Below are 25,726 nucleotides of genomic sequence, written 5' to 3'. Positions count from 1 at the left end.
ACGCCCGGGCGGGGGAGATGTCAACTGGACGGCGAGCCAGACATCCCCTACGCCGCGCGGCCGTCGCCCATCCGGATGTTGATCGACTTCTCGATCGCGTGCAGGTAGGGCAGTTCGTCGGCAGCCACCAGCGTCACCGCCGTTCCGGTGGCTTCGGCGCGTCCCGTGCGGCCGACGCGATGCACGTAGGCATCCGGCGAGTGCGGGACCTCGTAGTTGATCACGTGCGAGATGCCGTCGATGTCGAGGCCGCGTGCGGCGATGTCGGTGGCCACCAGAACCGTGTGCCGGCCGCTCCGGAACCCCTCGACCGCCGCGGTCCGTTCCCGCTGCGTCCGGTCCGCGTGCAGCGCCACACACTTGATGCCGCGGCCCGACAGCGCGGAGGCCAGCGTGTCGGCAAATCGCTTCGTGCGCACGAAGACCAGCGCGGGTTCGCGATGGCGCCGCAGAAACTGGGCCAGCCAGTCTGTCTTCTCCCGCGACGGCACCTCGAACGCCACGTGCGTGATCGTGGTGGCCGGTCCACCGGCACGGCCGATCTGCACGTGTTTCGGCGCGTGCATGATCTCGTCGGCCATCCGGACGACGTCGCTCGATGTGGTCGCCGAAAACAGCAGCGTCTGCCGCGCCTTGGGCAGTGTCGCGACGATGCGGCTCACATCAGGCCAGAAGCCCATGTCCATCATGCGGTCCGCCTCGTCCAGGACCAGCACTTCGAGCCGCGTGAAATCCGCCGCACCGCAGTTCATCAGGTCCTGCAGGCGCCCAGGCGTGGCGACAACGATGTCGGCACCCGACTTCAGGCCCCGCGTCTGCATGTCCGCATCGACGCCCCCGTACACCGCGACGCTGGTGAGCGTGGTGTGATACGCAAATCCCTGGAAGTCGTCCTCGATCTGGACCGCGAGTTCGCGCGTCGGCGCCAGCACGAGCACCCGCGTGCACGGCTGGCTGACGGGCTGTTCGAGCAGCCGCTGCATGATGGGCAGCAGAAAGGCCGCCGTCTTGCCCGTCCCGGTCTCCGCGCAGGCGATCAAATCCGCGCCTGCGAACACGACGGGGAACACGGCACTCTGAATCGGCGTCGTGCGGGTAAACCCGCGATCCTCGATGCCGACTCGGATGCGCGGATCCAGCGTCAATGCCGAGAAATCGATGGGGGTCGGGTCGTGGGCGAGCGTCTCAAATGGGAGGGTGACAGGCGGTTTGGTCGTCGGGGCCGGCCGATGCGCGCCGGATCGGCCGCCGGGCCGGCGCGGACGTCGCGATTGCTCGTGGGAGGTCGATGGGGTCAATGTGGTCAATTCCTCGAATGTATCAGGCGTGCAGGGTGTTGATCCGAGGGAAACCGGACGGCAGGTCGGTCAACAGAGGGGTTCAATCGACGGGCTTCGCGACCACCCTTCACGCGTGTATGCTCCGAGTATTATCGCATAGATTGGCTTGGAGCCTCGATTTCGGGGCCGTGGCCCTCTCTCTCTGCGCGACTTGATGGCAGAATAGGTCCGCCGAACCCCATGAACCTCCGTCACCTGCGCCCGTCTGTCACCCTGCTAGGGATTGCGCTGGTCGCCCTGGCCGTCCGGCTTGTCTACCTGGCCGAACTCAGCGGGAATCCGCTCCTGTCCGTCCTGATGGGCGACAGCCGCCAGTACGACCAGTGGGCGCGACAGATCGCGGGTGGGCAGTGGATCGGCACCGAGATCTTCTACCAGACACCTCTTTATCCGTATTGTCTTGCCGCCATCTTCAAGATCGCAGGCCACAACCTGGGCCTGGTGCGGGTTGTCCAGGCCATCCTCGGTGCAGCATCCTGCGCGTTGATCGGCCTGGCGGGCCGCCGGTTCTTCAGCGACCGGGTCGGCGTGATTGCCGCGCTGCTGCTGGCGTTCTATCCTCCTGCGATCTTCTTCGATGGACTGATCCAGAAGTCGTCACTGGATATCTTCCTGATCACACTGGTCATCGTCTTCGTCGCGGAGTTCCAGCACCAGCCTCGCTGGCGGTGGCTGATCGCGCTCGGTGCTGCCACCGCGGCACTCACGCTGAACCGCGAGAATGCCCGGATCATCTACCCGGTCATCGGGGCTTGGCTGCTGTTTCAGTTTCGCGACGTCCCCGTCCGTCGCCGGGTCGGGTGGGCCGCCGCGTTCCTCTGCGCCACGCTGGTCGTCTTGCTGCCCGTAGGCATTCGCAACTACCGGGTTGGCGGCGAGTTCCTCCTGTCAACCTCTCAGCTCGGGCCGAATTTCTTCATCGGCAACAACGCCCACGCCTCGGGCAGTTACGACTCCCTGGTGCCTGGCCGTGGTGACGCGGTCTACGAACGCGCCGACGCCACCGCACTCGCGTCGACAGCGGCCGGCCGGCCGCTGTCGCCTGGCGAGGTGTCCGACTACTGGCTTCGCCAGTCGTTTGACTACATCCGCGCCCAACCGGTTCAGTGGCTCGCGCTGCTGGGGAAGAAGCTGCTTCTGACGTTCAACGCGGCCGAGATCCCGGATACCGAATCGATTGAGGCATACGCCGATTCCTCCCGGATGCTCGGTGCGCTGATGTGGTTCAGTTTCGGCGTCGTGCTGCCGATCGCCGCTCTCGGTGTCTGGATCCATCGCGGGAGATGGCGACCGTTACTGGTCCTGTACGGGATGTTCGTCGGCCTGGCGCTGTCGGTGGCCGTGTTCTTCGTCGTCGCTCGGTATCGGCATCCCCTGGTTCCGATCGTGCTCCTCTTCTCGGCGGCCGGGTTGGGCGCCGTGTTTGACCTCCGGCGGGTGAGTGCGCCGAAGCCAGCGGCCGGGCGGCGCGAGCGCGGGCATGCGCGAAAACTGCCGGCCGATCGCCGACCGGTGACGCGCCCGGACTGGAAGCGACAATGGATCCCCGGACTCGCCGCCGCTGGAGTGTTGGCGGTTGTCACGCATCTTCCGATGAAGGTGGTTCACGACCAGACGTACATCAACCTCGGCGCGTTCCTCGTACAGGACGGGCGAGCCGCCGACGCGATTTCCGTGCTGCTGAAGGCCGCAGCGGTGGACGAAACCTTCGCCGAACCGCACTTCAGCCTGGGGCAGGCCTACCGGCAGACCGGAGAGCCGCAGGCCGCCCTTGAAGAACTGACGAGGGCCATCGCCCTGCGCCCGGATTACGCCGAAGCGCACAGCGCGCTCGGAGTGTTGTTGCGGGGCCTGGGCAGGCCGGCTGAGGCCCTTCCGCACCTCAAGGAAGCGGCGCGGCTGCTGCCGCGTTCGGTCGAGGCACACTCGAATCTGGGACTAGCCCTGATGGAGGCGGGCCTGTCGAACGACGCGATTATCGAGCATCGGCGCGCCATGGCGCTGGCGCCAGATACTCCCAGCCCTCACAACAACCTCGCCGTGGCGCTTCAGCAGACGGGTGCCGTTCAGGAGGCGATTGCCGAGTATCAGAAGGCGTTGGCGCTCAAGCCGGACGACGTCGAGGCACACGGCAATCTGGCGTTCGCGCTGGCCTCTGTCCGGGATTTCGAGGCGGCGTTCAGGCACTTCCGCGAGGCGGTTCGGCTCCAGCCGGGCAACTATGGTCTCCGCATCAATCTTGGCAACGCACTTTGTGAGGCCGGCCGAATCGCCGAGGGGATCGGGCAGTACGAGGAAGCGGGACGTTTGTCGCCGGATTCCGTCGATGCGCCGTACCTCGCCGCCCAGGCCTATGCGAAGGCGGGTCGTATTGGGGAAGCGGTTGCGAGCCTGGAGAAGGCGCTCGGCATCGCGACCGCGACCGGCCGAACAGACATGGTCGGCCAAATCAACGAGGCCATCCGACAGACCAGAGCGCTGATGCCGCGCCGGGCCCCGTGAAAATGATCACTCCCGGAGTGATTGTTACCGAACGTTCGGGAACAATTACTCCGGGAGTAATTGCCCATCCGGGCTGTCGCCCTTTTGACAGGGCCCGCCGCTGGCGGATAGAGTCGGAGAACCTATGATGATCCCGATGCGCGCCCGGCGGATGTTGGTCCTGGTCTTGACAGTGGCGGCGATGGCTCTGGCAGGCGAGCCGGCTGTGATGGCCCGGCAGAAGGCGCCGATCACCTGGTCGGTTACGTCGGTCAACGCGTCGGTGAAGGCTGGCGCGAGCGTTCGCGTCGAGATCACGGCCCGCATCGAAGACGGGTGGCATCTCTACTCGCTGACCCAGCAGGCCCCGCCCGATCCCACGCGCATCACCGTGCCAGACGGCCAGCCGTTCACCCTCGGCGGCAAGATCGAGGCGCCGGCCCCGGAGACAGGGTTCGACAAGGCACAGGACTCCGAGACGGAGTACTACACCGAGAGCGTCAGCTTCAAGGTGCCTCTCAAGGCGGCGGCGGCGACGACCGCTCCGGGCAGGCATGTCGCGCACATCAGGGCGACCTGGCAGGCCTGCAACGGCGTTCTCTGCATCCGGCCGCAGGTGGCCGACCTCAACGTGCCGATCCAGGTGTCAGCCGCGAAGTAGCTCCGACGTCGGCCCCTGATCTTCATCGGATCGGTCATCAGTGCTCAGCAAGCGTAAAAGGCGCGGTTCTCAGGCGCCGGTGTGGACTGCCGAAGGAAACCTCGCCGACCGCACCAGGCCCCACTTGGCCAGTCGGAACACACACGCGGTCGCCAGACAGCCAAACCCGTATCGCACACTGCGCCAGAAGGTGATGGACGAAGCGTCCGGGGCGTAGCGGGTTGGACACGAGACCTCGCCGATGGCGTACCCGAGCCACGCCGCCTCGGCCAGCACCTCGTTGTCGAACACGAAATCATCCGAGTTGGCGTCCAGCGGCAGGTGCTCCAGAAACTCCCGCGAGAACGCGCGGTAGCCCGTGTGAAACTCCGACACCTTGGTGCCGAGCAGCAGGTTGCCGGCCAAGGTGAGCAGCCGGTTCGCGACATAGCGCCACGCGGGCATGCCCCCGGTGAGCGCTCCACCGCCGAGGATGCGCGAGCCGAGCACGCACGAGTACAGGCCGCTGGCCACCAGATTCGCCATCGCGGGAATCAGCTTGGGCGAGTACTGGTAGTCGGGATGCACCATGACGACGATGTCGGCTCCCTGAGCCAGGGCGAGGCGGTAGCAGGTCTTCTGATTGGCGCCGTAGCCGCGATTGCTGGGGTGCGCATGGGTCAGCACCTTGTCGAGGGTGCGTGCGAGCGACAACGTGCCGTCGCCACTCGCGTCGTCCACGACGATCACCAGATCGACGATCTCCTGGGCGATCACCTCTCGCCAGGTCTTTTCAATCGTGAGCGCCGCGTTGTAGGCGGGCATCACGACGACCAGCTTCTTTTCCCTAATCATCGCGTAGCCCGGTCAGAATTGATTGCGGCGGTTCAGTCCGTCGACGGCACGGCGCGCGATCTGATTGTCAGGATTCAGACGCAGCGCCTCGTTGAATTCGCGCATCGCGTCTGCTGCGCGTCCCGACTTTGCCAACGAAACGCCCAGGCTGCAATGCGCCGCGTCGGACTGCGGCCGCAGGCGCGCGGCCGCCTCGAAGTGACGCATCGCTTCGTCCAACCGCCCCTGGCCACCGACCGCCGTCCCCACCCACATGTGCGCCTCGAATTCGTCCATGTGCAAGCTGAGCATCGTTGCCCGCGTGAAGAGCGTGACGTTGTCCTTCCAGTACGCGACTTGTGCCCGCGTCGTCACCGAACAGCCGGCAATCACCACCACTGCCGCGACAATCGCGACACGGCGTCCGCCACGCAGGCGTTCGAGCATCGCGGCGGAACCCCAGGCGACCATGACAAAGATCCCGATGAGCGGCACGTACGTGTAGCGATCTGCCCTCGCCTGCACACCGACCTGTACCAGACCCACGACCGGCATCAATGTCCCCAGGTACCAGAGCCATCCCACCGGCAGGTACGGATGCTGGCGGGCCAGGGCGTACACCAGCCAGGAGATGCCGCCCAGAACCACGAGCGCGCCGGCCAACTGCCATCCAGGGATAGCGTCGGGGAACGCATACAGCACGGTCAAGCCCTCGGGCCACAGCGTATCGCGGAGGTAGGCAACCATCGACACCAGCGCGTTCTGCAGCCGCAAGCCGAAGGGATACGTCTCGAGCGTGCTGACCGCTCCGCCGCGCTGCTGGACGACGAAGGTGACGGCGCTCGACGCGACCGCCATGACGAACAGCGGGAGTTTCTCCCGGACGAGCGGCCATGCGGCCCGCAGCCGGCCGGATCTCCGGGGCGTTCTGGCCCCTGCCAATCGGCGGTTCGCGCGGCCCTTCGCGGCACCCGCCCTGGAGGACCCGGCGGCCGCGCGCCCCGACGCGTGGCCGCCCGCCTTCGCCCGCCCGGCGTCCGATGCCGTCACGGCCAGCCGCTCAAGCGGCCAGACGTCGAGCAGCAGCAGCACGAACGGGAGCGTCACCAGCATCGGCTTCGCCATCAGGCCCAGGGCGAAGAAGGCGAGCATGAGCAGGTAGAACCCGCGCCGGGAGCGACTGGCGGCGGAAGGGCCTGCCGTTCCCGCCGGGGAACCCGGCGCGCGCACGTACCGGACGTAGGCCCACAGCGTGAGCATCCAGAAGAGCGTACTCAGCACGTCCTTGCGCTCGGCAATCCATGCGACCGATTCGACATGCAATGGATGGACGGCGAACAGGGCCGCGACAAACGCGCTCCGCCACATGGCGCCGGTCAGCGTGAGAAGCACGCCGAACAGCAGCAGGGTGTTTGCGATGTGCAGGACCACGTTGGTGAGGTGATGCGGCCCCGCGGCGACGCCGAACAACTGGACGTCGAGCATGTGCGACAGCCACGTCACCGGGTGCCAGTTGGCCGCGTCGCCCGTAGTGAACGCCCAGGCGATTCCCTCCCGCGTCAGCCCGCGCGCCACGTGAGGGTTCTCGGTGACGTACGCGGGATCGTCAAGGAGCACGAAGTCGAAGTGGCGGACCGGTGCGTAGACGAAGGCCGTCAGCGCCGCCAGCGTCAGCAGCAGCCACAGAGTGGGCCCTGATAGTACCGACAGAGCCTTCGACACAGGATTCATGGCGATGGCGCGTGACGCGGTTTCATCCCGGGCCTGAGAGAATACCACGGCGCGCTGGGCAGTCACGCCGGAGCCCGGCACACGTGCTGTGGGTCTCCTTCATTGCACTAGAATGGCGGGTGCGGCTGGCCTTATCGGGCTCCTGCCGCGTGGCTGACGACGATTACAGAAAGGCGCGTGTGCCTGATGCGGGTTTCGACGCTCAGAGCCGTAGATCGGTGGATCGGCGTGCCGGGCTGCGGGTTCCTGACCTTGTACAGGCTCGTGTTCCGGCGTTCCGAACCGATTGCCACGATTCGACGAATCCTGTTCGTCAAACTCGCGGAACAGGGATCGACCGTACTGGCTGCCGGCGCGCTGCTCCGCGCCATCGAGCAGGTTGGCCGTGAGAATGTCTTCTTCCTTGCGTTCCAGGAGAACCGCTTCATCCTCGACGCGATGGAACTCGTCCCCGCCGGGAATGTCCTCACGCTCGATGTGGACTCCCTGCCCAGCGCCGCGCGCTCGGTGTGGCGTGTCGTCGCTCGGCTCCGGGCACTCCACATCGACGCGGCGATCGATCTTGAGTTCTTCGCCCGCGCGTCAGCGATCCTCACGTTTCTGAGCGGTGCCCGTGTTCGGGTTGGACTCCATTCCTTCGCCGGTGAAGGGCCGTGGCGGGGTGACCTGATGACTCACCGCCTCGTGTGCAACCCGTATCTCCACACGAGCGACCTCTTCCTCGTGATGGTCGAGGCGCTCGCACATCCGGCCGATCGCTTTCCCGCGTGCAGCATGCCGCGCCCGGAGGCGCGACTCCTGCCGCCAGCGCGCCGGATCTCACACGCTGACGTTGAGATGATGCGGCGCATGGTGGGCGAGTGTACGAGGGGGGCCGCGGAGCCGCCGCTCATCCTCCTCAACGCGAACACCGGGGATCTGCTTCCGCTGCGTCGATGGGATACGGGACGCTACGTCGAACTGGCGAGACGACTGCTTGCCGCACTTCCCGAGATTCACGTGCTTCTGACCGGCGGGCCCGGGGAGAGGCACGACGTGGAGGCATTGGCGGCGGCGGTGGCCTCGCCACGCTGCGTGTCGGTGGCTGGCAAGACCACGTTGCCCCAACTGCTGGCTCTCTACTCGCTGTCGCGCGTGCTGGTGACCAACGACAGCGGCCCGGCGCACTTCGCGGCGCTGACCTCGATCGAGGTTGTCACGCTGTTCGGCCCGGAGACGCCAGCCCTCTTCGCGGCCCGCACGCCCCGCAACCACGTGCTGTGGGCTGGAACCGTGTGCAGCCCGTGCGTCAGCGCGTTCAACAACCGCGTCTCCCGATGTCGCGACAACATCTGCATGCAGCGCATCAGCGTGGACGAGGTGTTCGAGGCGACGCTGGCAGCCTACCTGGCACGAGTCTCCGGCGGGGACACCGTTGTGGCCGAACCAGACCAGGGGTAAGCGACAGGATGGCAAAGAAGACCCGAGGACGCGCCGATCGACAGACCTCCGCGAGTCGCGACGAGCTGCGGACGCGGCGGAGTCCTCGGAACCGGCGGGCCCCAGAGGCGAGGCAGGCGACCGGCGTCATGAATGCAGACGCCGCCGGGGATCCCGCCGGCGAACGCCGCCTGGTCGTTGTCGAATGGACGGTGGCGTGCCTGTTGACCGCCCTCGCGGTCGCCTTGCACGGCCTCTTTCTCACGCACGCCGGGGCGCTGTGGAGAGATGAGGCCAGCACCGTCTGGCTCGCGACGCGGCCGTCACTTTCCGACGTCTGGCGCTGGCTTCCGTATGATCACTGCACGCCGATGGTGCATCTGGCGATCCGGGCGTGGTGGTCGCTTGGACTCGCGTATTCGGATCTTCACCTGCGCGTGCTCGGGCTCCTGATCGGGCTGCTGCAACTTGCGGCATTGTGGGTCGCCACGGGTGCGATGCGGCGGCGCCCGCCGGTACTCTTGCTCGCGCTCGTGGGCATTAACGCCACCATCATTACCGTCGGCGACTCATTTCGGGGGTATGGGCTGGGCGCCACGTCGGCAATTCTGGTCGTGGCCGCCATGTGGCGTCTGGTCGAGCGCCCGACCCGAGCCAGTGCCGTCGTGGCTGCGGCTGTCGCGGTCCTGAGCGTGCAGTGCCTCTACCAGAATGCCATCTTCGTGCTCGCCGCGTGCTGCGGAGCCGCGAGCGTATTCCTGCTCCGTCGGCGCTGGGCCCAGACGCTCTGGCCCCTTGGTGTCGGAGCGCTCGCGGCCGCGTCGCTGCTTCCCTACCTCGACATCGTCCGGCGCGCCCAGGAATGGTATGCCCTCGAGAAGGCCGGGTTTCAGTGGGCCGGGGGCTGGCTGAACCTGTCATCGGCGACAGGCTATCCGGTGCCGGCGTTCAACTGGGTGTGGGTGGCGCTGTCGGCGGCTGCCGTCGGCGTGGCCACTGTGAGCCTGTACAGGCGCGCGTTCGGATATGCGGAAAAGGAGAGCAGCGACCTCAGCGTGTTTGCTGGCGTCGCGATGGTGGTTGCCGTGGGGATGTTCGCCGGGTTTCTCAAAACGGCCGACCTGCCCACGCAGGCGTGGTACTACACGACGCTGATGGCATTTATGGCCGTCTGCCTTGATGCGGTCTTGTCAACGACCCATCGATGGGCGCGGGTGGCTCTGACCGCGCTGGCCGCCTGGGCGGGCATAGCGGCGCTGGTGTGGGGGCTGCCTGCCCTCGAGACGCGGCAGACGAATGTCGACATGATTGCCGCGCGGCTCAACGGCGAGGTATCGCTCGGCGACTACGTCATTGTCCACCCGTGGTACTGCGGTGCGACCTTCGCGCGTTACTACACCGGTGCGGCTCCATGGACCACGCTTCCGCCACTTGAGGATCACTTTCTGCATCGGTACGACTTGCTGAAGGTGGAGATTCAGAAGGAGCGACCGATTGATGTCGTCTTGCAGCGCATCGCGACCACTCTTCAGCGGGGCAATCGAGTCTGGCTGGTTGGCGGGATCCCGCTGGACGGCACGCCGCCGCCCGAGATCCGGCCTGCGCCAGACAATCCCTGGGGCTGGTTCGACGAACCTTATTCGATTGTCTGGGGAATGCGCGCGGGGCACTTCATTACGAGTCACGCGACGGGCGGGGGAGTCGTCATGAAGCCGTCGCCGTCCGGCGTGAACCCGTTCGAAAATCTGCCGGTCGTCGTCGTGACCGGCTGGCGCTAGTCAAGCTCCGCCTTATCCTTGGCTCATTCGGTAAGATGGAGCTCGAAGATGGCTAGCGTCGCGATTCCTGATTGCGGCAACAGATGACCAACTCGATTCATAAGCCGCACCATCGCAAACACGGCACGCGTCCTTCCGCCGAGGGCACGACGCCAGCCCCGACTCCGCGATTCGACTACCACACCGTGGCGCTCGCCGCCGTGCTGGTGCTCATCGCGGTGATTCGGCTGCGCCTCCTGGCGGTGCCGTTCGAGCGCGACGAAGGCGAGTACGCGTACATGGGCAACCTGATTCTGCACGGCGGATTGCCCTACCGCGACGCGTACAACATGAAGCTGCCCGGCACCTACGGGATGTACTCCGCGATCATGGCCGTCTTTGGCAGTTCGCCTGCGGGCGTCCATGCGGGTTTCATGCTGCTGTCGCTGGCGACGATCGCGCTGATGTTCGTCGTCTTCAAGCGCCTGTTCTCGCCGATGGTCGCGCTGGTGGCCGCCACGGTGTACGGTCTGCTGTCGGTGAGCAGCCCGCTGCTGGGTTTCGCGGCCCACGCGACCCATTTCGTCAACTTCTTTGCGCTGCTTGGATTGCTGTTCTACTCGCGGTGGAATGAGCGCAGGCCGTGGCTGCAAGGCGCGCTTACCGGGTTGATGTTCGGTCTGGCGTTCCTGATGAAGCAGCATGCGGTGTTCCTCGTGGCGTTCGGCGGCTTGATGGTGCTCGTGCGCGTCGCATCCGTCCGCCCGTGGCTCTGGAAGAAGATGTTCATGGCCGTGATGGCGTACGTCGTCGCCGCGGCGATTCCGTACGGCATCGTTGTCCTCGTGATGGCCGCCAACGGCGCGTTCGGCAGGTTCTGGTTCTGGACCGTCACCTATGCCACCAGCTACGCATCGGCCGAAACCCCGTGGGACGTGGGGGCAGCGCTGTTCCGCCTGTCGTTCGGTCCGATCTTCAGGGAGTACCCGGTCGTGTGGCTGCTGGCGCTGGCGGGTCTCGCCGCCGTGTGGGTGGCCAGGTACGAGCTGCACCAGAAGATCCTCGTGACCTCGCTCGCCGTCTTCTCGGTTGCCGCCGTGCTGCCGGGCCTCAACTTCAGGGAGCACTACTTCGTTCTGCTGCTGCCTGCGGTCGGCGTTCTGGCCGCGATCGCGCTCGACTTCTTCACGCGGCTCGTTCCGTCGGTTCGTGGCGGTTCGGTCGTCCGGGCGCTGCCGTTTGTTGCGGTTGCGGCGATGGGCATCTTCGCGATGGCCAACGACCGCGCCTATTACGTTGATGACCCGCCAGACGAGGTGAGCAGGAAGATCTATGCGGGCAACCCGTTTGTCGAGGCGAAAGCGATTGGGGCGCGTATCGCCAGCGACACCACGGCGGCAGACACCATCGCCATTCTCGGGTCGGAGCCGGAGATTCTCGTGTACGCAGGAAGGCAATCGGCGACAGGATACCTCTACGTCTATCCGCTCGTTGAACCCCAGGCCGACAACGTGCGGATGCAGCGCGAGATGATGAGCGAGATTGAGGCGGCACGGCCCAAGTACCTGTTGTATTGCAACGTCTCGATGTCGTGGCTGGCCACACCCCAGTCGCCGACCGACATCCGGGAGTGGTTCAATCGCTATGCCCCGGCACACTACGACATCGTTGGCATCATCGAGATCGGCTCTGCCGGGGTGCCGTCCGAGTATTTCTGGGACGCCGAGGCGAGGCGCCGAGCCCCTGGTCCGAATTCCGTGTGGGTGCTCAGAAGGAAGAGCGCGTGAGCCGAGAGATGCGATACGTCATTCTGGCAGTCGTCGTGTTCTTCGTCGGTCGCGAATTTGAACGCCGGATCGGTTCCAAGCTACGAAGCCGCTGGGGATCGGAATGGGGGGAACCTCCGTTTGACCCCTACCGAGAGAAGGCCGGCCTGGTGCTCGTGATCGTGGGTGTTGCAGCGGCCGCGCTGTTGATGGCCGCCTGTCCGTTTCCGGGAGGCGGGTGGTGAAACCGTCGTTTGATGAGCGACGGACGCGATGCGACTGGAATCGGGAACCAATCGGCATTCGGTTATTTGTCTTGTGCGCCGTGTTGATGGCCATCGGCGCCACGCCCGTCGCCGGGCAGCGTCCGGCTGCCCAGCCGGCCAGTTCCGCCACCCCGGCGCCGTCGTCGGTGGCGCCCGACATCGCGACCGTGACGTTCGGATGGGAGTTTCGCGACGACACGCATCGGTACCGCTTCGAACACCCCTCGAGCTTTAGTACACCCGCTCTGGTGCCGCACTTCTTCGAGCAGAAGTATGACGCCGGTAATCACTGGATCGTCGCGCGGGCACGCTACTATGTGTTCGGCCGATGGCTGGAAACTGACGCGGGATTCGCGCCCCGGGGCACCGGCGTCGGCGACGACTACGACACGTTCTTTCAGCCCGATGGCGACACCGTCGTGTATGGCACGACCGCCGTCACCTCCGTGAGCGGATTTCGCGTCGGTCAGCACATGGACCTGGGGGCGATTCACGGTTTCACCGGCCGGGTCGGATATGTGTACCGGCGGGACCGGTCAGCGTTCAGGCCGAGCGATTCCATCACGCGCCACTCAACACCTCCGTCCGAGAGCCGGTTCTTCAACACAGATCGGGAAATTACAATCTCGGCTGTCCAGGAGGCGCAGTTCGGCCTCGCGCGGACCTTGGCCGGTGCCAGCCGTTGGCGCCTGGCTGCTGGTATCGACGTCTCGCCCCTCACGCTCGCTCGCCTGACCACGAGCCTGCCGGACAAGTACCCGGGCCAGGACATCGTATTCATCGCAAAGGGCCTGAGCGTTGTGCCCTCACTGCGACTCACCGTCACGCGCGGAGCCGTGGCGATGGGTGTCGCGGCCAACTACGTGCACACGTGGCCGTACGGCTCAAACAACCGGTTCACGCGCGACTGGTTTGACGCCGGCGCGTTCGTCGGATGGTCGGCCGGCCGGTAGGAGAGCCAATACCCCACTCGCGGCCCGTTTTGACGCAGTTTCGGGGATCGTGGCGACGGTTTCGTGACCGTGATGGTCACGCCGGGTCTCGCCATTATCCGGCCGATCGGAACTGTTCGTCTCAGCCCAGCGACATAATTGCCCAAAACGTACGAAACGTGTAATATACACCTATGGCTAGATTGGCTGCCACGGCCGTGCGCGACACGTTCGGTGACACCCTCAACCGCGTTGCCTATGGCGGCGAGCGGATCGTGCTCGAACGCCACGGCAAGGCCGTCGCGGCGCTCGTCTCGGTTGCCGACCTCGCTCGTCTGGAAGCCCTCGAAGATCAGGATGACGCGCAGGCTGCCCGGAAGGGGCGCCGCGACCGCGGCCGCGTGCCCTACGAGGAGGTCCGGCGCAAGGCGGGCTTGGCCGGTGCTGATGCGGCCACGCTGAAGCGTATCGTGACGGAACTGCGCCGGTGGGATCCGGAACGGATTGTCCTCTTCGGGTCACATGCGCGCGGCGATGCTGGTCCGGACAGTGACCTCGACATCCTCGTCGTGCTGCCCGACGGGCAACCCGCCACCCGAGCCGCGGTCATTGACATGCGTGTCGCGATCGGATCGGTGCCGATCGACTACGACCTTCTGATCACGACGCACTCCGAGTACGAGTGGCGCCGCGACTGCGTGGGGGCGATCGAGCATCCCGCCAGCCGCGAAGGCATCGAGTTGTATGCCGCCTGACGATCGCGCTCGCACGCTCGCGAGGGAGTGGGTGGCAGCTGCCGACCGGCAGCTGGAGCTGGCGGAGACGGCGTTCGAGCGCCGGATGTGGAACGAGGCCGTCGCGTTGTCCGCTGGTGCGACCGAGCGCCTTCTGAAAGCGGTCTTGACGTCGGCGAACCAGGCGTTCGTGTACACGCACAACTTCGATCGTCTCCTGGAGACCCAGGAGAGCGACATCCGCGAGGCCCTGGCGAATATCCTGACGCCACGCCTTCGTCAGCAACTGACCGATGGCGGCACGATCGCGCGGTATCCCGGGGGCCCCTCGTACCTCGAGGACGAGTGCCGGGCAGCGGTGACTGCGGGCCGTTCCGTCCGGGCAGCCCTGCGGTCCGCGCGGCCGGAGTTGTTCGACGATTAAAAGCCGCTCCAGAGGATCGAAATAGCGCCAGTTTCTAAGGATTCCGCGCCCGCGGTTTGCAGAATGCGGCAACGCGACGCAGGGCGACGCAACCCGGGCGCAACCGCGACCTGGGCTCATCACTCGAGTCCATGTGAATGCCTATCCGGCTTTCGTCAGATGTCGTCCAAGGCGGACCAAGCCCATCCCCTTGGTGCACGTCGTTGGGTGACGTAGAATCGAGTTCGCACTCGGCCGATGGCGTAAGAGGCGAGACATGCCGACGATTTCCATGTTCTACGGGATTCTCATTCGAATGTTCTTTCGCGACAGTGAGAAACATCACGTGCCCCATATACACGCTGATTACCAAGGCGACATCGCGGTGTACTCGATTCTCGATGGAACGACTCTGGCCGGCGAACTGCCACCCCACAAGCACAAGTTGATTGTCGCTTGGATTGAGATTCACCGAGAGGATCTGCTGGCCGACTGGAACTTGGCGGCGAACGGCAAGACACCATTTCCAATCAAGGGGCTCGATCAATGAGAATCAAAGAACTTCGTCCACAGTCTGGTTGGACGTTGTCCGTCATTGCGGACGACGGTCGCGTGGGCATCTTTGATGTGCGTCCCTATCTGGGAGATGAGGCATTCGAAGGCCTTCGTGACCCTGGCGAATTCGTCAAGGTTTTCAACGGCGGGTACTTCGTTGAATGGGATTGTGGTCCCGATCTGTCGGCCGACACGATTGAAGCACGATGGCAGGTTGTTGAGGAAGGTGTGCCAGAGTCGGCCGCCTGACCGAGCGCCCCACCGCTGGCGTAGCCAGCCGAAGCTCGACCGTGTGATGGAGGGAGAGCAAGCGGCCCGCCTTCGCAACGGTGCGGTCCGAACCTCTCCTCCCGCTGCTTCGGCGCGCAGCCTTCGCGTGTCACCGCTGGCGTAGCCAGCCGAAGCTCGACCGTGTGATGGAGGGAGAGCGAAGGCTGGTGAGCCGCCACGGAATCGAACCGTGAACCCGCAGATTAAGAGTCTGCTGCTCTACCAATTGAGCTAGCGGCCCACTCTGATGCGCACTCGCCGACTGCAGGTCGTGTCGGCGGCCCCGTCTCGACCACCGGGATTCTTCATTATACCGAACGCACGCGCCCGTCGACAAGAACATCCGCGAGCAGATAGTGGGTCAGTTTGAAAAACAGCCCCGTCGACTAGGGGCGACGGATGGTCACGGTTCCACTGGTACCAACGTAGAGCATCACGAACGATCGGAGGAATGTCCGCCCGAGAAGCGTCTTGTGCGGTTGGCCACCAGCCGCCAAATCGACGGCGGCGAATTGGCCCCAGATCGTGAACGGGATCGCTGGAACGTGGATTTGCGCAAGGTGAACATTGACCTCGCGGCTGCCGTGCGCGCCAGACGTGACTCGCCTATCGACGATCGGCAGGTTCAGCTGCGCCGCCAAGAGACTGTCGATACAACTCTCGGTGGCCCCGGTGTCCACAAGTGCCAGAATCCCGCTGATTCCGGCAACTGGCACTCCGCCTTGCTGCGGTCGATAGTTCGAATCAAACCCAATATCAACCGCTATGGTGGGTCCGTAGGCGACAAGCAGGTCTGTACCGGAAGCGCCGCCCTCAACGTCTGGGAAACCGCATTGAACGTCAGGCATGCACGAGAGGAAAGAATACAACGGACGCCGGAAGCGTAATCGGCGGCGCCCCTACCTGGCGGATCAAGTACGGGCCTCGCCCAAAGCGTCCGACCCCGTCATCAGCCGCCGCCTCGAACGAATCGAATAAGCCGATCAGCGTCTCGTCATGAATCAGTACCCACTTACCCATGTGATCGGCCTCGAGGCCGGGCTGTAGCCTGGAGTAGGCGGCTAATTCCTTATCCACATCTGGCATTTCTACCCCCAGGAACCATCAGGGGTCTGGTGCAAGTATACGCCCAACCTGATTCAGGTCAATTCTACCGAGTACAAACTGGGCCACTACCCGCGAGCAGCAGATCAGAGAAATGACAGAACGTCGCGCGAGACGTCACACCCGATCAAGCGCCTGACGCACCCGGGTCGCCAGCAGGTCCGGTGTGAACGGCTTGTTGATGAGCGTCACCTTGGGATCGAACGGATCCCGATTCGCAAACGCGTCCTCGGTGAAGCCCGACATGTACACCACTTGCAGACCGGGCTTGATCGCCTTGAGACGACTCGCCAGCTCGAGCCCGCTCGTCCGCGGCATGATGATGTCGGTCAGAAGCAGTTGAATCTGATTCGCGTGCCGATCGAATACCTTCTCAGCTTCCGCGGCGTTTCCGGCTGTGAGCACCTGGTAACCATACCGGCGGAGCACCCGGCCAGCCAACTCGCGCACGGGTTCGTCGTCGTCTACCAGCAGCACGGTCTCACTCCCGTCCTGAGCCCCAGCCACCGGAGCCGGGGGCGCGGGAAGTTCGGGCGACGCGGCCGTCGGCAGGAAGATCTTGAACGTCGTGCCCACGCCTTGCTGGGTATAGACCCAGATATGTCCACCGCTCTGCCTCACGATGCCGTAGACCGTCGCGAGCCCAAGCCCCGCGCCTTGTCCCCGATCCTTGGTCGTGAAGAACGGCTCGAACAGTTTGGTTTTGGTGTCGGCATCCATCCCTCTGCCCGTATCGCTGACCACCAGCATCACGTACTGTCCGGGTACGACCGTGTCCCCATGGCTGGCCCACGAGGCGTCCAGCGTGCCCGTTGCCGTTTCGATGACGAGCTTCCCGCCGTTCGGCATCGCGTCGCGGGCGTTGACGACCAGGTTGGTCACCATCTGTTCGATCTGGGATGGATCGGCGGTGATGTCCGGAAGCCCGTTCGCCAGGTGAAACTGCACGTCGATGTCGCGTCCGACGGCGCTGCGCAACAGGCCGTCGAGGCCGGCCAACACGTGATTCAGGTCGATCTGGCGAGAACGCAGCACCTGCCTGCGGCTGCAGGCCAGCAACTGGCGCGTCAACGCCGCGGCCCGCTCTCCCGCCTTCCGGATTTCCTTCACATCATCGAGCCGCGGGTCGCCAGCCGCAATCTGCTCGCTCAGCAACTCGGCATAGCCAAGGATCGAGCTGAGCAGGTTGTTGAAGTCGTGCGCAATGCCGCCCGCCAGCCGGCCGAGCGCTTCCATCTTCTGCATCTGCCGAAACTGCTCTTCGAGAAGCCGATGCTGCGTCACGTCCTCTGCAAACGCCTCGTACACCATCGGATCGCCGCCGACGGCGCGGCCGCGCAGCCGGACGGTAATCGGCGAGCCATCCTTCCGCTTCCACTGCACTTCGACTTCTCTGATCCCGCCGGACGTATCCGGGAGCAACCCGGCGCGCTCCGGCGGATCCATCCACACATCGGTCGCGATGTTCAGCCGAATCACCTCGTCGACTGACTCGTACCCGAGCATGCGGACCAGGGCCGGATTGGCGTCGAGGATGCGTCCGTCCTGGGTCGTGCGGAAGATTCCGAACGCCGCATGCTGGACCAGCGACTTGAATTGCTCAACTGAATCGCGCAATGCTCGCGTGGCCTCGTCCCGATCGGTGTCATCGGGCGGGGACTGGCGGCGCACATCTGGAAGGGGCATGAGAATCTGGACTCCGGATGGTACTGAGATCACGTTGATGGATCCCGACGCTACTCACAGTCTGATTGCAAGTGAGAGGCCATAGCAGATCGCTTGGGCCACGTTCGGCTAACCAACTGATAACATGATGGTTACGATGATGGCCCGTCCAGTGTCCCGACGCCGTTTGTGTGCGCAGCCGACCCCGCGAGTGTTCGCGGCTGTGCCAGCGGCCAACGGTGTCACACCAAGTTCTGGAGAGCGTCAGAAAACCCGGCACGAAATATTGGAGAGTCGGCCCTTGATGTGTTCCGCGGCCGTCGACTCGGCCACCGAGAACAGGTAGACTCGCGCCTCATGGTTGCCCGCAGACGCTCGGCACCTCTCAACCGCACGGCGAACACGCGCGTTCGGCGCGACACACAGGATCGCGCGACACCGCATCGCGCGACCGGCGAGCGTAAGACGCGCCGCTGGCGCGCATGGCTGCTCCTGGCGGTGCTGCTCATCGCGACGCTGGCGGCCTACCAGCCGGCGTGGCGCGGCGGGGCGTTGTGGGATGACGACGCCCACATCACGAGAAGCGAATTGCGTTCGGTCGAACCGTTGTTCCTTGCCACCACGTCCGCGCCTGGCACAACGGCGCCGGTCGAGTCGGTGCCGTAGGGGCAACCCCCCGTGGTTACCCGAGAGCGAGCGGCCACAAGGGGCCGCCCCTACAGTCCTCCCCGTCCTCGGCCGCCCTGGCCCGGAGCCGGCATCGGCTTGCGCGGGAGCTTCTCGTCGCGATTCGCTGCCAGATACGCGAAGCCCGCGGCGATGGTCGCCATCCTCGTCACATCGTTCGGCTGCAGCCGCTCGTACGTATCCAGGTTGGTGTGATGCGTCATCGCGCTGTACTCGATCTCGTCCTGGATGAACTGGAACCCTGGCAGCCCTACGCCATCAAACGACTGATGATCGGTGCCGCCGGTGTTCCGAATCGTGATCGTCGTCATGCCGAGCCCGCGGAACGGCTCCATCCACTCGCGGAAAATGGGCGCCACCGCGTCGTTGCCCTGCAGATACACGCCGCGCAAGGCGCCGGTGCCGTTGTCGATGTTGAAGTAGACGGAGAACTTGTCGTACTCGGGTTTGAACTCGAGCGGGCCCAGCGGGCCGCCCCGCCCGCCGCCGGCTGGCGCGGCGCCGGCCGCAGGAGCGCCCGCGACCGCCGGTGCGGCTCCGCGGCTCGCGAAGTGCGCCGACACGTACTCGCGCGACCCGAGCAAGCCCTGCTCTTCGCCTTCCCACAGTCCGATGCGGACCGTGCGGCGCAGCTTGACGCCGGTGGCCTTCAGGATGCGCATCGCTTCCATCATCGCAGCCACGCCCACGTTGTCGTCGGTGGCGCCGGTGGCCGCATGCCACGTGTCGAAGTGGCCCCCGAGCATCACGATTTCGTCGGCCTTGTCAGTGCCCGGAAGCTCGCCGACGATGTTGAAGACCGCCGGATTGGGATAGAAGGTGTTTGTGATGTCGGCCTCAATGGTCACCGCAACATTCTTGGCCAGCATGCGGGCGATGCGGTTGTAGTGCTCAGCATCGATCGCGATTGCCGGCAGCGTGGTCGCGGGATCGGCCGCGCGGTTGCCGCCGATCGTGTAGATGCCGTGGCCGCGCGGTGCCGTCGAGATCGTGCCGAGGGCACCTTCGGCAAAGAAGAATGCGTTGCGGGCTGCGGCTGCAGCCTGACCGCTGCGAGGCATCGGCCCCGGCTGCGCGGCATTAGCTGGCGCGCCTGCGGGAGCGGCTGCCGCACCGCGCTGCGCCGCCGCCGGTGCGCCAACCTGGCCTCCCCGGCCCCCGCCCGGAGGCGTCACGCCGAACTCCGGCCCCGGCGCCGCCTGCAATTCCATGGTCTGCAATTGTTCGGTCGTATACCGCTTCGCAATCGGATCCCAGTAGGCGGCGACGTCCGGCACATCCTGGGTCAGGATCCACTTGCCACGCAGTTTGCCCTTGAATGCCAGCCACTCCTCTTCCCTCGGGGCGCTGACCAGTACGACACCGCCTGTCACCAGTCCTTTGGTGCCCGGCGTCCAGGCGGTTGGCGTTCCGGGAATGGGGAACTTCCCGTCGGCCGAGGAGAATGCCAGGTAGAACTTGTCGTTGGTCCATCCCCGTTCAAACCCGTTCCGGTTGACCCACGGCTCGATCTTCACGTTGGTGAGGCCGAACTCCTTCATCTTCGCGACGGTCCAGTCGGCGCCCTTCTGCGCCATCGGCGAACCGGTCAGGCGCGGCGCGTAGACATCCGACAGCCAGCTGCAGAGCTCCATCACCTGCGATCGCTGGAGGCCCTCGGCCTTGATCTTGGCGAGATCGCCGTAGTTGATGGACTCTCCGGCGGCGCGAACCGAGACGGCGGCTGCGACGGCCATGCCGGCCATTGCCAGTGTCATCCCGACAACGAGCAACTTCCTCTTCAGTGTCATGTCTGTTCTCTCCTGAATCCCTCGCTGTTGCTTTCTGCAGACGCTCCGGGCCGCCGGACGACGGTTCCTCCGCGTCCCCGCCCAACGCGAGTCGGCCGAATAATCACTCCCGGAGTAATTAGCCCGCCTGCAATCACTCCGGGAGTAATTACAAAACCGTAATCACTCCGGGAGTAATTAGCCCGCCTGTAATCACTCCGGGAGTGATTAGGGGCCGTTTGTATCACGCGCCCGGCGGGGTGGCAAGCGCGTCGCGTTGCCGATCGGGGCCGTCCGCTGATAGACTCGGCCGTCCCGCCAGACGCGAGCCCCGAGCCCCCCGGGACGCCAGGCCACAGGAGGATCGCGTGGAATTTCTGAATTTCGTCCTCATCTTCATCACGGCCCGCCTGATTTTCCGGAAGCCCGAGAAGGAGCGCCTCGCCTTCCGGCTCCTCGTGTTGAGCGTGCTGCTGATGGTGGGACTCTTTTCGATGGCCACCCGGACCGGGATGCTGCCCGGTGTGAATTATTAGAACGCGGGAGGATCCGGCGTGAGACGCAACGCGATCTACTCGATGCTGGCGCTGGCCGTCCTCGTGCTGTCGCTCATCCCGATCGGCGCGGCGGTCTTCCTGTTCGGGTTCGTGTACGGCGACTCGCCGTGCGTGATGTGCTGGGAACAGCGCACGGGCATGGTGCTGGTCGCGCTGACGGGGCTGTTCGTACTCCGCTACGGACCGCGGCCGAAGTACCTCGGACTGTCGGTGCTGCTCGGCGCGTGGGGCATCTTCATGGGGCTGCGGCACACGGGGATGCACGCGGCGCGCGACGTGGGACAGGGCTTCAGCCTGGAAATCCTCGGCGCCCACACCTACACCTGGGCGCTCTTTATCTTCTGGGTCTGCACGGTCACCATGGGCCTGCTGCTGATGCTGCTGAGAGAAGGGGAGACGCCAGCCGAACCGCGCACGCTGCGCCCACTCGAATCGCTCGCCTTCAGCGTCTTTCTCGTGGTCGTGGCAGGCAACATCGTTCAGGCGTTCGCCAGCACCGGGCCGCCGCCGTACATGGGCCAGAGCGATCCGATCCGCTTCTCCTTCGCCCCGAGGCACTGGGTGTGGTCGCTCGAGGAGTGGTCGCCCGCACCCGCGTCGCTGCGCGGTCGATGGGCAATTGAGAAGCCGGGCGTGGCGGGCCTGCCGGCCGATCCGGCAGCCGGTCCGCTTGCCAGCCTCCCTGTGCTGCCGATTCGCGAGCAGCGCACGCTGGCCCTGCCCCTGCGGGGCTCGGTCACTGATCTGGCGTACGAGCAGGCCACCAATCGATTCCTCGTGACCACGCAATCAGGGGTCTACATTACTGATGGCTCGCTCGGACGGATCGCGCGGTACACAGTGGTCGACCCGGGGTTCTCTATCGACCTGGGTCGATTCGCAGGAGCCGCGTTCCTCGAGCGCAAGATCGTAATGGCGGTCGGCGAGAACAAGAGCTACGTGGTGCTGCGCGAGAACGACCAGGCGGACGCGGACAAGAACTTCCGGTTCTTCCTGGAATCATTCGACCGGTTCGACGAGGTGTCGCGGTCCCGTCTGGGGACGGTGCGCGCGCGGATGATGTACACGATGTCGCTCGCCTTCGATCCGGCGACCAGGTCGATTTACACTGTGACGGTGCCAAATGCGAAGGTCAAGCGCCTGGTGATCTCCCGCTTCGACCGGCGCGATCTGACCCTGTCGGAGGAGTTCATGCCGGCGCTGGCCGGGGAGGCCGGATTGCGGTTGAGCGGCGACAAGCGTTCGCTCGACGAGTACTACGTGACGGGGGCCACTGTCGATGGCGGCCGCCTGTACGCGATCAGTGCGGCATACAGCACACTGCTGACGATCGACCTCGCCACGCACGCCGTGGTGGCGGCGCATGCGATCCCCGGCCTCGATCGCCCGGTGGGCCTGGCAATCAAGGCCGACGAGTTCTACATCGTTGGCGAGGGCGGCGCCCTCGCCGTTGTGGCAAGACCCGCTGAAATGGCCCCCGGGATACTCCAATGACGGATCACGTAAAGCTCTTTATTCCGGGGCCGGGCGATGTGGACGACGAGGTGCTCGCCGCGATGGGGCAGCCGGTCCAGCGTCACTACGGCCCCGTGTGGAAGGCAACGTATGGCGAAGCCCAGACGCTGCTGAAGCAGATCTTCGGGACCGGCGCCGATCTGTTCATCGTGCCGGGGCCAGGCTCGGCCGCGCTCGACATGGCGATCGGCAGCCTCCTCCCCATCGGCCAGTCGATCATCGTCGGCCAGAACGGGTTCTTTGGCGACCGGCTGACCGATATCGCCGAAGCGCATGCGCTGAATGTCGTGCCGCTGAAGGCGCCGATTGGCCAGCCGCTCGATCCTGCTGCGTTGCGCCTGGTGTGCGACGCGCACCCGGACGCCAGAGTCGTGGCCATCACGCATCACGAGACCTCCACGACCGTCTTGAACCCGATCCGCGAACTGGCGGCGGCGGCACGCGCGGCCGGACGCGTTGTGGTCGTCGATGCGGTCTCGTCGCTCGGCGGCGTGGAGCTTCCGGTCGATGCGTGGGGCATTGATGTGTGCGTGACGGCGTCGAACAAGTGCCTCGAAGGGCCGGCCGGCCTCGGTTTCATCAGTGTCAGCCCGCGGGCGTGGGAGATGGTCGACGACCACCCTGGCGCCGGCCATGGGTGGTACCTGAACCTCAGGACATGGCGCCAGTACGCGAAGGAGTGGGGCGCGTGGCACCCGACGCCGGTCACCGTGTCGTCGAATACGCTGCTCGCCGTCCTCACCAGCCTGCGGGCGATTGCCCGCGTCGGGATGCCGGCGCACCTCGCGAAGTACGCCCGCGCCGGACGCCGCGTCCGCGAAGGCATGATCAGGATGGGGTTTGTGCCGTACGTGGCCGAGTCGTGCTCTGCGCCGATGGTCACGGCGTTTCACGCGCGGCCCGAGTTCACGGTGTCGGAATTCAGTGGGTGGCTGCTCGATGAGCGGCACATCGCGATCTCGGGGGGGCTTGGAGACCTGGCTGGCAAGATCTTCCGCGTGGGGCATCTCGGCAGAGCCACCAGCGAGGAGTACCTGACGGAATTCCTGGCCGCCGTCGAGGCGTTCCTGTGGCACAGGGGACTGTTCCCGCAGCAGAGGGGTTTGTAGGGGCGCAATGCATTGCGCCCGCGAAAAGGAGACTCATGAGACCGAGTTTGAGATTGTTGGACGACACGTTGATCCAGCGCATCGTTGGCGAGGCGCGCGACATCCTCTGCAAGCTGGGCGTCGAAATCCACAACAAGCCTATCCTGGAAATGCTGGCCGGCCACGGCGCGGATGTGAATCTGGAGGCGTGGCACGCGCGCCTCACGCCTGACATTCTCGATCGTGCGCTCAGCACCGTGGCGCACTCGTTCAAGCTGTATGACGCCGTCGGCAATCAGACGCACGATTTCGCCGGCAGCAACGTCTATTTCACGCCCGGATCAGCGGCCATCAAGGTTCTCGACCAGGACGGCGTCACCAGCCGCAAGCCGACCACGGACGACTATGTGAAGTACGCCAAGGTGGTCAGCGGCCTGCCGAACATTGCGTCACAGAGCACCGCCCTGATTCCCGGCGATGTGCACGAGCGGATCTCAGACAGCTACCGTCTCTATCTCAGCCTGCTCTACGGCGAAAAGCCCGTGGTCACGGGCGCCTTCACCATCGAGGCGTTCGAGGTGATGAAGGACCTGCTGCTGGCCGTTCGGGGCAGCGCGCAGGCGCTCAAGGACAAGCCGCTGGCCGTGTTCTCCTGCTGCCCGACCGCACCCATCAAGTGGAGCGACGTGACGAGCCAGAACCTGGTCGACTGCGCCCGGTGGTCGATCCCGGTGGAGTTCATTTCGATGCCGCTCTCCGGGTTCATGGCGCCGGTGACACTGGTCGGCAGCCTCATCCAGCAGACCGCCGAGACGTTGAGCGGGATCGTGATCAGCCAGCTGACCAGTCCCGGACATCCGGTCCTCTATGGCGGGTCGCCGGCCATCTTCGACGTGCGGTACGAGACCACGCCGATGGGCGCGATCGAGACGATGATGATCGACTGCGCCAACAGCGAGATTGGAAAGTCGCTGGGCCTGCCCACACAGGGCTACATCTCGCTGAGTGACGCCAAGCAACTCGATGCGCAGGCGGGGCTCGAAACCGGGATTGGCGCGGTGCTGGCCGCGCTGTCCGGGATCAACAACATCTCGGGTCCGGGGATGCTCGATTTCGAGAGCTGCCAGAGCCTCGAGAAGCTCGTGGTCGACAACGAGATCTGCGGCATGACCGCGCGGCTGCTGAGAGGCATCGAGCCGAGGGAGGACTTCCCGTCGCTGCCGCTGTTCCAGGAACTGCTGCGCGAGAAGCATCTGCTGATTGCGAAGCACACGCGCCGGCACTTGCGCGAGCAGATCGCGTTTCCTGGCCCGGTGATTGACCGGGCGAACCAGGCGCGCTGGCTCGAAGACGGGGGACTGACCCTGCGCGATCGGGCCGTGCGGGAGGTGTCGCGTCTGCTGGCCGGCTACACGCCGTCGCGCGTATCGGAGCAGGCGCGGCGCGATCTGACCGCGGTGATGGAGCGCGAGGCCAGGCGCTTTGGCATGACGGCCTTGCCGGCGCGCGAACGGTGAGAGAGCGTGTCGTATTCTCGATCGGCGAGGCGATGCCGCCGCGCGGCGACGTCCTCGATCGGATGGGGATGGGATCGCCGGCACCCGTCTCGACGCGCACCGATGCGCTGATCGAGGCGGCCGTCGCGGAGTTCGAGCGGCTGGCCGAACCCACGGGCCTCGTCGATGATGTGACTGCCGAGGCGTTCGCCCTGGTGTATGCGGGCGAAGGCCGCAACAGTCACGAGACGCCGCTCGAGCGGATCTACCCGCGGGCGGATTCGCTGGCGCTGTTTGTGGCCACCCTGGGAGCGCGGGTGAGCGCGCGGATCACCGAGTTGTTTGCCGCCGACGACATGGCGCGCGGCTATGTGCTCGATGCCGTCGCGTCGGTCTCCTCCGATCTGTTGGCCGATCGGCTGGCGGCCAGATACCGCGAGCGCGTGTCGGACGGGGGAACCGCCGTGCTGGGATACAGCCCCGGCTACTGCGGCTGGCACATCAGCGCACAGCGCAAGCTGTTTGAGCGGCTGGGGCCGGGCGAGATTGGGATCAGCCTCAACGAGAGCTGCCTGATGCAGCCGCTCAAGTCGGTATCGGGCGTGCTGGTGGCGGGCGCCGCGCCGATTCACCGGTTCCGCCCCGAGTTCTCGTTTTGTGCGAACTGCACCACGCGGCAATGCCTGCCGCGCATGCGATCGGTGCGATGATGAGTGG

The 25,726-nt window shown here is 65.4% G+C and carries 23 protein-coding genes and 1 tRNA gene; 18 read left to right on the top strand and 6 right to left on the bottom strand.

The features are described 5' to 3' along the window. Nucleotides 1-47: 47 nt before the first annotated feature. On the bottom strand, nucleotides 48-1,298 hold the full coding sequence (locus NTV05_17500; GenBank protein ID MCX6546191.1) for a DEAD/DEAH box helicase: 1,251 nt from the start codon (nucleotides 1,296-1,298) through the stop codon (nucleotides 48-50). Between the two features lie 222 nt (nucleotides 1,299-1,520). On the opposite strand from NTV05_17500, the gene NTV05_17495 reads away from it, so the two are divergent. Continuing rightward, complete coding sequence (locus NTV05_17495) at nucleotides 1,521-3,842, top strand: tetratricopeptide repeat protein (GenBank protein ID MCX6546190.1); 2,322 nt, start codon at nucleotides 1,521-1,523, stop codon at nucleotides 3,840-3,842. Between the two features lie 124 nt (nucleotides 3,843-3,966). Continuing rightward, on the top strand, nucleotides 3,967-4,482 hold the full coding sequence (locus NTV05_17490; protein MCX6546189.1) for a protein-disulfide reductase DsbD N-terminal domain-containing protein: 516 nt from the start codon (nucleotides 3,967-3,969) through the stop codon (nucleotides 4,480-4,482). Nucleotides 4,483-4,551: 69 nt separating this feature from the next. Here the strand turns inward: NTV05_17490 and NTV05_17485 are convergent, their stop codons facing one another. Then, nucleotides 4,552-5,316, bottom strand: a complete 765-nt coding sequence (locus tag NTV05_17485) for a glycosyltransferase family 2 protein (protein ID MCX6546188.1) — start codon at nucleotides 5,314-5,316, stop codon at nucleotides 4,552-4,554. Nucleotides 5,317-5,328: 12 nt separating this feature from the next. After that, a complete protein-coding gene (locus NTV05_17480) occupies nucleotides 5,329-7,026 on the bottom strand; it encodes a tetratricopeptide repeat protein (protein MCX6546187.1) in 1,698 nt (565 codons plus the stop codon). A 186-nt stretch (nucleotides 7,027-7,212) separates the two neighbouring features. On the opposite strand from NTV05_17480, the gene NTV05_17475 reads away from it, so the two are divergent. The 9 genes from NTV05_17475 to NTV05_17435 all read left to right on the top strand — a co-directional run bounded on the left by NTV05_17475 (nucleotide 7,213) and on the right by NTV05_17435 (nucleotide 15,107). After that, a complete protein-coding gene (locus tag NTV05_17475; protein ID MCX6546186.1) occupies nucleotides 7,213-8,466 on the top strand; it encodes a glycosyltransferase family 9 protein in 1,254 nt (417 codons plus the stop codon). A 128-nt stretch (nucleotides 8,467-8,594) separates the two neighbouring features. Further along, nucleotides 8,595-10,223, top strand: coding sequence for a hypothetical protein (locus NTV05_17470; protein ID MCX6546185.1), 1,629 nt, complete (start codon nucleotides 8,595-8,597; stop codon nucleotides 10,221-10,223). A gap of 83 nt (nucleotides 10,224-10,306) precedes the next feature. Then, nucleotides 10,307-11,989, top strand: coding sequence for a glycosyltransferase family 39 protein (locus tag NTV05_17465; protein MCX6546184.1), 1,683 nt, complete (start codon nucleotides 10,307-10,309; stop codon nucleotides 11,987-11,989). Between the two features lie 8 nt (nucleotides 11,990-11,997). Further along, on the top strand, nucleotides 11,998-12,213 hold the full coding sequence (locus NTV05_17460) for a hypothetical protein (protein MCX6546183.1): 216 nt from the start codon (nucleotides 11,998-12,000) through the stop codon (nucleotides 12,211-12,213). Beyond that, nucleotides 12,210-13,187: a hypothetical protein gene (locus NTV05_17455; protein MCX6546182.1), complete on the top strand. Its 978-nt coding sequence runs from the start codon at nucleotides 12,210-12,212 to the stop codon at nucleotides 13,185-13,187. Before NTV05_17460 ends, NTV05_17455 begins: the two co-directional genes overlap by 4 nt. 173 nt (nucleotides 13,188-13,360) lie before the next feature. Beyond that, nucleotides 13,361-13,921: a type II toxin-antitoxin system prevent-host-death family antitoxin gene (locus NTV05_17450; protein MCX6546181.1), complete on the top strand. Its 561-nt coding sequence runs from the start codon at nucleotides 13,361-13,363 to the stop codon at nucleotides 13,919-13,921. Beyond that, nucleotides 13,911-14,324, top strand: coding sequence for a HEPN domain-containing protein (locus NTV05_17445; GenBank protein MCX6546180.1), 414 nt, complete (start codon nucleotides 13,911-13,913; stop codon nucleotides 14,322-14,324). Before NTV05_17450 ends, NTV05_17445 begins: the two co-directional genes overlap by 11 nt. Nucleotides 14,325-14,580: 256 nt before the next feature. Further along, nucleotides 14,581-14,853 (top strand): DUF4160 domain-containing protein, encoded by a 273-nt coding sequence (locus tag NTV05_17440; protein MCX6546179.1) that lies wholly within the window; start codon nucleotides 14,581-14,583, stop codon nucleotides 14,851-14,853. Next, the gene (locus tag NTV05_17435) at nucleotides 14,850-15,107 is read left to right on the top strand and encodes a DUF2442 domain-containing protein (protein ID MCX6546178.1); all 258 of its coding nucleotides are present in this window, start codon (nucleotides 14,850-14,852) and stop codon (nucleotides 15,105-15,107) included. Before NTV05_17440 ends, NTV05_17435 begins: the two co-directional genes overlap by 4 nt. Before the next feature lie 186 nt (nucleotides 15,108-15,293). Here NTV05_17435 and NTV05_17430 read toward each other — a convergent pair. Next, nucleotides 15,294-15,369, bottom strand: a tRNA-Lys gene (locus NTV05_17430). A 232-nt stretch (nucleotides 15,370-15,601) separates the two neighbouring features. Between NTV05_17430 and NTV05_17425 the strand changes: the two genes are divergently transcribed. Next, nucleotides 15,602-16,015 carry a hypothetical protein gene (locus NTV05_17425; GenBank protein MCX6546177.1) on the top strand — a complete coding sequence of 138 codons (414 nt, stop codon included), beginning with the start codon at nucleotides 15,602-15,604 and terminating at the stop codon, nucleotides 16,013-16,015. A 334-nt stretch (nucleotides 16,016-16,349) separates the two neighbouring features. Here the strand turns inward: NTV05_17425 and NTV05_17420 are convergent, their stop codons facing one another. Next, complete coding sequence (locus NTV05_17420; GenBank protein MCX6546176.1) at nucleotides 16,350-17,918, bottom strand: ATP-binding protein; 1,569 nt, start codon at nucleotides 17,916-17,918, stop codon at nucleotides 16,350-16,352. 336 nt (nucleotides 17,919-18,254) lie between these two features. Between NTV05_17420 and NTV05_17415 the strand changes: the two genes are divergently transcribed. Then, nucleotides 18,255-18,563 (top strand): hypothetical protein, encoded by a 309-nt coding sequence (locus NTV05_17415; protein MCX6546175.1) that lies wholly within the window; start codon nucleotides 18,255-18,257, stop codon nucleotides 18,561-18,563. 50 nt (nucleotides 18,564-18,613) lie between these two features. On the opposite strand, the gene NTV05_17410 is transcribed toward NTV05_17415, so the two are convergent. After that, on the bottom strand, nucleotides 18,614-20,374 hold the full coding sequence (locus NTV05_17410) for a M20/M25/M40 family metallo-hydrolase (protein MCX6546174.1): 1,761 nt from the start codon (nucleotides 20,372-20,374) through the stop codon (nucleotides 18,614-18,616). 347 nt (nucleotides 20,375-20,721) lie between these two features. On the opposite strand from NTV05_17410, the gene NTV05_17405 reads away from it, so the two are divergent. From NTV05_17405 to NTV05_17385, 5 genes are read left to right on the top strand one after another with little or no spacing between them, the layout of a single operon-like run. Beyond that, nucleotides 20,722-20,889 (top strand): hypothetical protein, encoded by a 168-nt coding sequence (locus tag NTV05_17405; protein MCX6546173.1) that lies wholly within the window; start codon nucleotides 20,722-20,724, stop codon nucleotides 20,887-20,889. 18 nt (nucleotides 20,890-20,907) lie between these two features. Then, a complete protein-coding gene (locus tag NTV05_17400) occupies nucleotides 20,908-22,404 on the top strand; it encodes a disulfide bond formation protein B (protein ID MCX6546172.1) in 1,497 nt (498 codons plus the stop codon). Then, nucleotides 22,401-23,534: an alanine--glyoxylate aminotransferase family protein gene (locus NTV05_17395; GenBank protein ID MCX6546171.1), complete on the top strand. Its 1,134-nt coding sequence runs from the start codon at nucleotides 22,401-22,403 to the stop codon at nucleotides 23,532-23,534. Before NTV05_17400 ends, NTV05_17395 begins: the two co-directional genes overlap by 4 nt. A gap of 47 nt (nucleotides 23,535-23,581) precedes the next feature. After that, complete coding sequence (locus NTV05_17390; GenBank protein MCX6546170.1) at nucleotides 23,582-25,030, top strand: trimethylamine methyltransferase family protein; 1,449 nt, start codon at nucleotides 23,582-23,584, stop codon at nucleotides 25,028-25,030. Next, entirely contained in the window at nucleotides 25,027-25,719 is a 693-nt protein-coding gene (locus NTV05_17385) for a hypothetical protein (protein ID MCX6546169.1), read from the top strand. The genes NTV05_17390 and NTV05_17385 overlap by 4 nt, the downstream gene beginning before the upstream one ends. The last annotated feature ends 7 nt before the right edge of the window (nucleotides 25,720-25,726 follow it).

It is taken from the genome of Acidobacteriota bacterium (genome assembly GCA_026393755.1).
GTDB lineage: Bacteria > Acidobacteriota > Vicinamibacteria > Vicinamibacterales > JAKQTR01 > JBAXOX01.
The sequence above is the reverse complement of the archived record's forward strand: the minus strand, read 5'-3'. Positions and strand labels throughout refer to the sequence as shown.

Coding starts and splice junctions, on each gene's coding strand:
- NTV05_17495 (MCX6546190.1), top strand. CDS start 1,521: ATGAACCTCCGTCACCTGCGCCCGTCTGTCACCCTGCTAGGGATTGCG.
- NTV05_17490 (MCX6546189.1), top strand. CDS start 3,967: ATGATGATCCCGATGCGCGCCCGGCGGATGTTGGTCCTGGTCTTGACA.
- NTV05_17485 (MCX6546188.1), bottom strand. CDS start 5,316: ATGATTAGGGAAAAGAAGCTGGTCGTCGTGATGCCCGCCTACAACGCG.
- NTV05_17480 (MCX6546187.1), bottom strand. CDS start 7,026: ATGAATCCTGTGTCGAAGGCTCTGTCGGTACTATCAGGGCCCACTCTG.
- NTV05_17475 (MCX6546186.1), top strand. CDS start 7,213: ATGCGGGTTTCGACGCTCAGAGCCGTAGATCGGTGGATCGGCGTGCCG.
- NTV05_17470 (MCX6546185.1), top strand. CDS start 8,595: ATGAATGCAGACGCCGCCGGGGATCCCGCCGGCGAACGCCGCCTGGTC.
- NTV05_17465 (MCX6546184.1), top strand. CDS start 10,307: ATGACCAACTCGATTCATAAGCCGCACCATCGCAAACACGGCACGCGT.
- NTV05_17460 (MCX6546183.1), top strand. CDS start 11,998: ATGCGATACGTCATTCTGGCAGTCGTCGTGTTCTTCGTCGGTCGCGAA.
- NTV05_17450 (MCX6546181.1), top strand. CDS start 13,361: ATGGCTAGATTGGCTGCCACGGCCGTGCGCGACACGTTCGGTGACACC.
- NTV05_17445 (MCX6546180.1), top strand. CDS start 13,911: ATGCCGCCTGACGATCGCGCTCGCACGCTCGCGAGGGAGTGGGTGGCA.
- NTV05_17440 (MCX6546179.1), top strand. CDS start 14,581: ATGCCGACGATTTCCATGTTCTACGGGATTCTCATTCGAATGTTCTTT.
- NTV05_17435 (MCX6546178.1), top strand. CDS start 14,850: ATGAGAATCAAAGAACTTCGTCCACAGTCTGGTTGGACGTTGTCCGTC.
- NTV05_17420 (MCX6546176.1), bottom strand. CDS start 17,918: ATGCCCCTTCCAGATGTGCGCCGCCAGTCCCCGCCCGATGACACCGAT.
- NTV05_17415 (MCX6546175.1), top strand. CDS start 18,255: ATGGTTGCCCGCAGACGCTCGGCACCTCTCAACCGCACGGCGAACACG.
- NTV05_17410 (MCX6546174.1), bottom strand. CDS start 20,374: ATGACACTGAAGAGGAAGTTGCTCGTTGTCGGGATGACACTGGCAATG.
- NTV05_17395 (MCX6546171.1), top strand. CDS start 22,401: ATGACGGATCACGTAAAGCTCTTTATTCCGGGGCCGGGCGATGTGGAC.